This window comes from Alteromonas sp. AMM-1, assembly GCF_047290655.1.
In the GTDB taxonomy this organism is placed as follows: domain Bacteria; phylum Pseudomonadota; class Gammaproteobacteria; order Enterobacterales; family Alteromonadaceae; genus Alteromonas; species Alteromonas mangrovi.
In genome coordinates this window covers 1-6,979 of sequence record NZ_JBLBUE010000173.1, presented here as the reverse complement: position 1 = coordinate 6,979, position 6,979 = coordinate 1, and the positions used below count along the sequence as shown (strand labels likewise).

The 6,979-nt window shown below is 46.8% G+C and carries 4 protein-coding genes; 2 read left to right on the top strand and 2 right to left on the bottom strand.

Annotated features, from left to right (window positions below):
• Window positions 1-193: 193 nt before the first annotated feature.
• On the bottom strand, window positions 194-1,951 hold the full coding sequence (locus ACLR2L_RS17515) for a metallophosphoesterase family protein (protein ID WP_413369955.1): 1,758 nt from the start codon (window positions 1,949-1,951) through the stop codon (window positions 194-196).
• A 231-nt stretch (window positions 1,952-2,182) separates the two neighbouring features.
• Between ACLR2L_RS17515 and ACLR2L_RS17510 the strand changes: the two genes are divergently transcribed.
• Both ACLR2L_RS17510 and ACLR2L_RS17505 read left to right on the top strand, forming a co-directional pair.
• Window positions 2,183-3,235 (top strand): Ca2+-dependent phosphoinositide-specific phospholipase C, encoded by a 1,053-nt coding sequence (locus ACLR2L_RS17510; protein ID WP_413369953.1) that lies wholly within the window; start codon window positions 2,183-2,185, stop codon window positions 3,233-3,235.
• A 28-nt stretch (window positions 3,236-3,263) separates the two neighbouring features.
• On the top strand, window positions 3,264-6,008 hold the full coding sequence (locus tag ACLR2L_RS17505; protein ID WP_413369951.1) for a TonB-dependent receptor: 2,745 nt from the start codon (window positions 3,264-3,266) through the stop codon (window positions 6,006-6,008).
• A gap of 150 nt (window positions 6,009-6,158) precedes the next feature.
• Here ACLR2L_RS17505 and ACLR2L_RS17500 read toward each other — a convergent pair.
• A partial coding sequence (locus ACLR2L_RS17500) for a TonB-dependent receptor domain-containing protein (protein WP_413369949.1) occupies window positions 6,159-6,979 on the bottom strand: 821 nt, incomplete at its 5' end.

Here is a 6,979-nt window from a genome sequence, read left to right as displayed (position 1 = left end):
TTATTTGGCATCGGCACGCTGTTTGAATAGACCCCGGGTCAGGCCCGGGGCGACGTTAATCCAGATCCCGGCCTGTTTGAGTAGGTCCCGGGTCGAGCCCGGGATGACAGGGGATCTTATTTGGAATTGGTACGTTGTTTGAGCAAGTCTGGTTCCATCTGAGCTATTCCAATTCTTACATCGACGGCAAGTATCAAAGTATGATGTTGAAATGCTGCTTATCCTGTTGCGCGCTATTAAGTGTTTCTAATATCAGTTGCATCACCTTATTAACACGCTGTTCAAGTCTAATACTGCTCAGGCTTCCGTCACATTGACCCTCAACTAAGTGACGATACAATTGATGATATATCTTTATATCACCCTCTAATTCTGCAAATTCGCCAGCATTACGTGCGCGATAATAGTCATCTATAAAAAGCATCGCGGTGCTTTCCAGAAAATCGGAAGGCAAGTCGTCTGAGATTGGGCAGCCGGCTAGTTTCAAAACACGTTGTACAGAATGTTGCGTAAATACGCTCGCTAAATCCTTCGGCCACTCGTGTTGCAGGTAGCGCTGGCGAATCACTTGTTTCAGGTGAGCGTTGGTAAAGTCAGAATAATTGGTGGTCAGTAAGGTTGACGCTGGCCAGTTTGTTATGCCTTGGTTAAGGCGATACTGCCACTCGGTCTGATAAAGGGTAAACCAACGGTTAAAGTTTGGTACCTCTTTCACTACCACGGTTTCGATATTGGCATGATTACCTTGTTTAACCGTTAGTACTGTGTAACCTGGCTGATAGGCTGCTAATGACGGTACTTGCACATTGAGTAAACCGTGTTGCTCGGAAGTAAACAAATCGTATAAGTGCATATGTCCGGCAAAATGCAGGGTCAGGCCCGTAGCGGCAAGCGCCTCCGTTGTACTTTGATGTGGCAATCGTTTTAATTGCATTGCCTGATTGCCAAATAACTGCGCCATGGTTGTGGCCTGGCTATCGTAAAAGTCAGCCATGGGAAAATGACTAAAAGCGATGAGTTTTTTGTTTTTTGCTTTGGCGCGTCCAGCTACATCGCTTATCCACTCAATGAGTTTGGGCTTATAGTGAAGCAGGGCGTTATAACCGGCATTGCCTGAACCTTTAAATTGACGGTTGCTGTAATCCCCTACCGGTTCATAGACGTTGGCATCAATTGCCAGTAGCCATACTCCCTCAACAGGTTCAACCAAATAACTGCTGTCTGGCATAGCGATACACTGGTTTTTGTGGTTGCACCAATCCCAATGTCTCCGGTTCATCTCTTTGGTTCCAAATGGGGTTTCAAAGAGCAAGTCTGCCTGATGGGGCATGAAACCGTGATCAGACATAGTAGCAATTATCTCAGCATAGCCCCATTCCTGTAATGCATTTGTACAAAGCGAGGCCTGTTGATTTTTACACGCCTGATGATCTTGGCTCGCCACCGCTATTTCACTGCCATCTGACGACAGAAAATCTGTTTTCCCGCCGGGGCGACTATATGGTCGCGTTGGATCGTGGTTCCCGTTTATGGCATAAAAGCGCAGGTTATAGCGCTCGCTATACTCATCCAATACCTGTGTTAACGCTGTGATATTTGCCGGCTGACCGTCGTCAGAAAAATCGCCGGGCAGCGCTACCAGATTTATTCCCTGTTGGACAATAGTGTCTAACGCGGCCCGTAATACCCAGTAATTTTCGTTAAAGAGTCGAGTTGAATGTAACTGTCCGTGCATGCTGCGCAGTAATAATGGCTCGCCGGTTAACGGATCTTTTGGCAAGCCGTTATCAGGCAGGCCTTTTGCCGCTTCATAAGGATCGTGTAAGTGAATGTCGGCCAGAAAAGCAATGCGTATAGAAGTTTCAGTGTCGTCGCTGGTCGACGCCTTCGCCGTTTCCAAACAGAGAAGAGCCAGTATTAAAGCACTGTTTAGCATTAACGTTTTCAACATGTATCACTCCGTTTGTTGGCGTGTTATTCGTCGGGATTTACTGCCAAAAATTGTTAGGCATCGAAGAAGACGAAGCGGAACAGAAAACGGGGACTGGTGTTTTTAAATTGTCATCAAATCTTCACTAACTATATGACATTTTTATTAAAATTTGTCTTTCTTGATGTTTTCACGTCCCCGTTTTGCAGTCTGCACCCTCTTTCTTTCATACCTGCTAACCGGAGTGTGACAATGCGTTTTTTCAGTTTGATTGGGCTATGCCTGCTGCCTGTTTTGGCCAGGTCTGCAACCTTAAGTGATTATCAGATCATAGGGTCCCACAACAGTTATAAAAGGGCTTTGCCTCCTTCTTTATTCGCGCAGTTACAGTCGGAGCACCCACGCCTGGCGCAGCAAATTAATTATCATCACCCGACCTTAGCCGCACAGTTGGCATTAGGGCTTCGCCAACTGGAAATCGATGTTGTTAATGATCCTGAAGGTAATCAATACGACACTCCTGAAATGGCGCGCCAGCTCAATGAGCAATGGTTAACAACATCAGAACGTCAGGCGCTGGCACAACCCGGCTTTAAAGTGCTGCATATTCCCCATGTAGACGTACTGAGCCATTGTGTGGTGTTTAAAGAGTGTCTCAATCAATTAAAAAACTGGTCTAACAGTAATCCGCAGCATTTTCCGATAATGGTGATGCTAAACGCAAAGGAAAATCAGCCCGGATTTGTTTCGAGCCCCGAGCCCGCGCCTTTTACTGCAAAATCCTACCAGGCGTTGGATGCAGAAATTCGCTTGGTCATGCAGGACAAGCTGGTAACACCCGATGCCATCCGAGGCGAATTTAACCAGCTAAGCGAAGCGGTTCGTCGCGCTGGCTGGCCTGACATTGACTCCCTGCGGGGCAAATTTATTTTTCTTTTTGACGCTAATCCCAGTCAGCGCGATTTGTATGCCCAAGGGTATCCGTCATTGCGGGGACGCAGCATGTTTGCCTCCTATCCGTCAGACAGTGACGAAGCCGCTATTATGGTGCGCAATGAACCCAACACTCAGTTTGCAGAAATTCGCAAACTTATCCAACAGGGATTTTTAGTGCGCACCCGGGCTGAAGCCGACTTTAGTGCGACTCCGGCGCAAATGCAGGCGCAGTTTGAAGCCGCGCAGCGTAGCGGCGCACAGTTTATTTCTACCGACTTTTATCACCGCTCACCGCAATCTCAACAAACCGGGCATGTTGTTCGATTTGATGACGGCGCGTTAGTGCGCGCCAACCCATTTACCCAATAACTTAACACCATTAATTTAAGGATTTACTATGCAACCTTCTTTTCGAAAACGCTTAGTTTCGCTCTCTGTGATGAGCGTTATGGGCTCATTGCCACTGACTGCAGCCGCACAAATTGCCGAGGATACCGCCATTGAAGAAATCGTAGTAAGTGGCTTTCGCGGGTCATTGCTAAAAGCCAAGGATCTGAAAAAAGACGCGTTGGGTTCGCAGGATTCGATTCTGGCCGAAGACATCGCTGATTTTCCAAGTTTAAACCTGGCTGAATCGATTCAACGTATTCCAGGGGTCACCATTACGCGCGAAGCCGGTGAGGGGCGTCAAATCTCTCTGCGTGGACTAAACGCCGACTTTACCCAGGTGCAGTTAAATGGCATGGAAGCGTTAGGTACGTCTTCTTCGCCAATGGATAGTCGCGGAACGGTAAACGCATCACGTTCGTTTGACTTTAATATCTTTGCTTCTGAACTGTTTAATCAGATTGATGTTAAGAAAAGCTACTCGGCTGACATGGACGAAGGGGGGATAGGTGGTACCGTTAAGTTAAATACAGCCAAACCATTTGATTATGACGGTTTTAAAAGTGTAATTAGCGCCCAGGCTGGTGATAACTCCTTAACCGATGATACCAGCCCTCGTATTGCTGCTTTGGTGTCGAATACCTGGGATAAATTTGGCGCCTTATTTTCACTTGCCTATAGCAAACGTGATACCAGTGAGCAGGGCTACAATACTTACCGCTGGCGTCCTCGTAATGCGCAAGGAACTGATATTTCGACACTGTCGGCGGCCGACCAGGCTGCGGTAAACAGCGGTAACCTGCGTTTTAGCCGTGGTAGCCGTTATTCGCTGTTCAACAGTGAACAGACCCGCCTAGGTGCAACCCTGGCATTACAATATCGCCCAACTACGGATCTGTCTTTTGATTTGGATGCGCTGTACGGTGAACTAAAAAACGACCGTGGTGAATTTCATCTACAAAGCCGCGGTTCTAGCTCTACTGCATTAGGCTGTACCGGCCCGGATTACGACAGCAACCGTTATTTCTGCTCTTCGCTGACGGCCCTTGAGTATAACGCCAATAATGAAGTTATTTATTCGCAGTGGGAAAATACAGCGCTGCATTCTGAAAGTCGTGATCAAAGCGCTAATACGGAAGTCTCGCAAATTGTGCTGAACGGTGAGTGGACAGTCAGCAACGATCTGATTGTCAGCGGTCTGGTTGGCCACATGCAAAGTGATTATGAAAGTAACAGTGCAAAGGTTTATCTGGAGTCTTTCGGTGACATGACTATCGATTATCGTCAGGATCGTTTCTACGGCACCAATACTTATCAGAATGACTACGATCCAAGCAACATCGACGAATTCCGGTATCACGAAATTGATCTGGCAGAGGATGAAGTATCGAACGGCTTTGATATTGCTAAACTGGATGCAGACTATCGGTTAACCGACGTCAGCAGCCTGAAGTTTGGGGTCTCTTTTAAATCCTTTGAGCACAGCAACAACAACGTGCAGTCGGCCGATGAAATGCGCAGCGCCTGGCAAAGTGGTGCAGTCAGTGATGTGATTGACAGTAGCCTAACCTATACCAATACTGGCCATAAAAAGCAAAACTGGTTGAGCATCAATGTAGACGGTGTATTGGACGAATTTGGCGTAAACCGTCATCTCACCATGAGCAATACACCAAATGAAGTCAACGAAGAGACTCAGGCTGCATATCTGCTTTATGACCTTGATATGATGCTGGCCGACAGTGAACTTCGCGCTAGTATTGGATTGCGTTACTTCGATACGGATATCAAATCTACCGGTTTAGTTAATGGTACCGATTATGTCACCGTTGAACGGGGGTATGACGGTGTGTTGCCAACCTTTAACCTGGCTTGGTATGCCACTGAGAATTTGGTTGTCCGAGCCAGCGCAGGTAAAAACGTCACTCGTCCTACGCTGGGTAGCCTGTCTGTTTCCGGCACCGTTAATACCGATCCTCTGGTGGGGGCAAGTGGACTTAGCATAAGTGCGGGTAACCCGGCTCTAAAGCCTTTTGAACCTATCAATATGGAAACCAGTGTTGAATACTATTTTGACGATGTGGGCTACGCCTCAATAACTTACTTCCGTAAAAATATCGATAACTTTATTGCTACCCGAGTGGCACCGGTAGCGTTTGGTGATACTGGGTACCCAATGGCACTGATCGATGGCATGCTGGATGAAAATGGCAATCCGCAAACAGCACAAACTATCTACACATTCTCGCAACCGCAGAACCTGGAAGACAGTGACTTCTCTGGCTGGGAAGTGGCCATGCAGCGCGATTTTGAATTTCTACCAGCGCCTTTTGATAAGTTAGGGGGGATTGTCAACTATACTTACGCAGATGGTGAGTCGTTACATAACATCCTGATAGATGGCGAGAGCGTTTCGGTTTACCGGCCTTTTTATGGTTTGTCAGAAAACACGTATAACGCCACGTTATACTATGAAACAGACGCTTGGGGAGTACGTGTATCTCTTGCGCATCGTGATGATTACCTGACTCAGGTAGAAACCTCCAGTAGTGACCAGGATGAAGCCGGTTTCCATGGCACTACATACTGGGATTTCTCCGCTTTTTATAATATTTCTGAAAACTTAAAGGTTAGTCTTGAAGGCATTAACCTTAGTGATGAGCGTGAAGAGCAGTACAGTGATTCTGACGATCGGTTGTATAATACGACCGTAAGCGGCCGCACTTTCTATCTAGGCGTGACTTACTCAATGTAAGTCTCCCCCTTTATCTGCAGGCAGCGTGCCATACGCTGTCTGCCGAATTATCTCTGGTTTGCACTGTGATTTCGCCAAACCGTTATTTAACCTTAGAAATTGAACAGCCCGAAGTACTTGTCCGCGTCGATGAAAACTAAAATCTGCACATTAATAATGATAAGTGAGGCCAAGGTAATAGTTGCGACCGCTAACCGTGGTATTGTATGGGCGACGACTGGAGTCTGAATACTGCATTTCCTGCTCATTGGTTAAGTTAGTTGCCTCGATCCGTACCTCCCAGCTATCTGATAATTGATAGGCCAGTAGAGCATCCACATACAGGCTTTGCTCAAAACCGGTTTCATCTTCATCCTGCGCGGTATTGCCATCAACCCTGGCTATGTAGCTGTCGCGGTAAGTGGCTGATAAACGGAAACTAAGTGAATAGCCCTCTATGTAAGCTGTTATATGGGCCAGCCAAGGGGATAAAAAAGGTAGTTGCTTGGTTGATAAAGGACTGCCTGTGACATCATTAAAATAATCGACTTTGCCTCGGGAGTAACTGAAATTGGTGACTATTCCCAGGTGATAAGCCTGTAACGACGGGGAAATTCCATTGAGTGCGGTTTCAAACTGTGCGCTGTTTTCAATGCCATAAAGCCAGGCTTGTTCGGCATTTACGGCCATTACGTGAACCTCATTTCCTGAAGATGGTGTAGCTTTGTTTACTATGTAATCGTCGAGCCATTTAGTAAACAGGGTTAATGAAAAACGGTTAGTCTGCTTTGGGTAATACTCAAAAGCCAAATCCAGGTTATACGCAGAATAGGGTTTAAGGTCAGGGTTAAATTGCCACACGGTGTTACTGCTCGCAGTATAACCTTCTGACTTTGCGAGAGTTTCAAGCTGCGGCCGCCCGATAGTTTTGCTAACGGCCAGCCTATAAACTCGCTCCGGTTGGCGAAAATTAATAGCAAGGGAGGGTAACC

Bases quoted from the DNA above. Each gene is read 5' to 3' on its own strand.
- ACLR2L_RS17515 (WP_413369955.1), bottom strand. From the start codon at position 1,951: ATGTTGAAAACGTTAATGCTAAACAGTGCTTTAATACTGGCTCTTCTC.
- ACLR2L_RS17510 (WP_413369953.1), top strand. From the start codon at position 2,183: ATGCGTTTTTTCAGTTTGATTGGGCTATGCCTGCTGCCTGTTTTGGCC.
- ACLR2L_RS17505 (WP_413369951.1), top strand. From the start codon at position 3,264: ATGCAACCTTCTTTTCGAAAACGCTTAGTTTCGCTCTCTGTGATGAGC.